Source organism: Rhabdochromatium marinum (assembly GCF_016583795.1).
Taxonomy (GTDB): Bacteria; Pseudomonadota; Gammaproteobacteria; order Chromatiales; family Chromatiaceae; genus Rhabdochromatium; species Rhabdochromatium marinum.
In genome coordinates, this window is sequence record NZ_NRRS01000175.1 from 1 (window position 1) to 1,271 (window position 1,271).

Sequence of the window (1,271 nt, forward strand, 5' to 3'; positions counted from 1 at the left end):
ATTCGACGAAACACCTGATGCGCTTCTTTGAGCAGCCCCTCAATGCTGAGATGCTTGCGGCAAAACGGCGTGCTCATCAGCACCACCCTCGCAATCTGACATTGAACGATGCCGGCCAGTCTACCGAATCAGCGCCAAAAGTTTACGAAAAACTTTTTTTGAGCCTGGGCCAACCTGCTGTTGTTACGCCGAAAATTTTTTCGGCGGGAATTGCTGATGCCGATGACGGGTTTGAGCTTGTGGTACTCCTCGCCGGCTTCGAGTTGTTCGCTGATCACGCGCGCCAGGTAGAGAATACCGCGTGCGCTCCAGACACCGAAACTGCGCACTTGCATCTCAACATTGTAGTGCCGTCCCTGTTCGTCGACAGCCTTGAGATCAAGGATCAGCCGTTTGCCGCTGAGCCGTTCGGGGCTTAGACGCGCATCCAGCAGGGTGACGGCAACAATCGAAGGCTCATCGACGCGCACGGCGTTGATCAGATCGACCAGCAACTCGGGTTCTTCGGAGAAAACACGGAAGAAGACATAGTCGTTCTTGGGGTCGAGCAGATCGGAGAGAGTCTGCGCTTCGGGCATGGGCGACCTCTTATGTAACCCAAGTTGCCACCTTGATAAGCTGGCGTCCATCGGAGTTTGCTAGCGTTGTAAGTACCCCTACTGCACAACGACTGGCGAGGACCCCCGATGGACACAAAGATTATATTCGTATACTGCCTTTGTGACGATCTGTTGAAAGCACTCGGTCATCGTGAAGATCCACAGTGTCAGGTCTCCGACGCGGAAATTCTCACCACCGCGTTGGTCGCCGCCCTCGAGTTTGGCGGATGCTTTCAGCGAGCCCATCGGTTTCTGCATGAAACGGGCTATCTCCCACGTCGGCTCAGTACCAGTCGCTTCGTGCGCCGTCTTCATCGTTGCAAGCCGTTCGTGGGGCCATTGTTTCATGTCTTAGCTAGCTTAGGGCATCAATTAAACACCGAAAATCTCTATATCATCGACAGCTTCCCGCTCCCGGTCTGCGACAACATCCGGATTCGTCGCTGTCGTCGTTATCAAGGCGAAGCGTGGCGCGGCTACCAGGCGAGCAAACGCCGCTATTTATATGCCGTCATTCCGCACCCCCCTCAGCCGCTTCCAGAATATAGCCTTGGGTGATGCGAATCACGCCCGTCGGATCTTCGATGTCGCTGTTGTAGTCACCATCGACATGGAAGCTGGTCGAATCCAGATGCCCAAAGCGACACAACAACCCTAACCGCTGAACCGTCT

At 54.8% G+C, this 1,271-nt stretch carries 1 protein-coding gene and 1 pseudogene; one reads left to right on the top strand and one right to left on the bottom strand.

The window, feature by feature from the left end; all coding sequences use genetic code 11:
* Window positions 1-128: 128 nt before the first annotated feature.
* A complete protein-coding gene (locus tag CKO36_RS19115; RefSeq protein WP_200286485.1) occupies window positions 129-578 on the bottom strand; it encodes a PD-(D/E)XK nuclease family transposase in 450 nt (149 codons plus the stop codon).
* A 108-nt stretch (window positions 579-686) separates the two neighbouring features.
* On the opposite strand from CKO36_RS19115, the pseudogene CKO36_RS20615 reads away from it, so the two are divergent.
* Window positions 687-1,121 (top strand): annotated as a pseudogene (locus CKO36_RS20615) (transposase family protein); the annotation flags it as partial.
* Window positions 1,122-1,271: the final 150 nt, after the last annotated feature.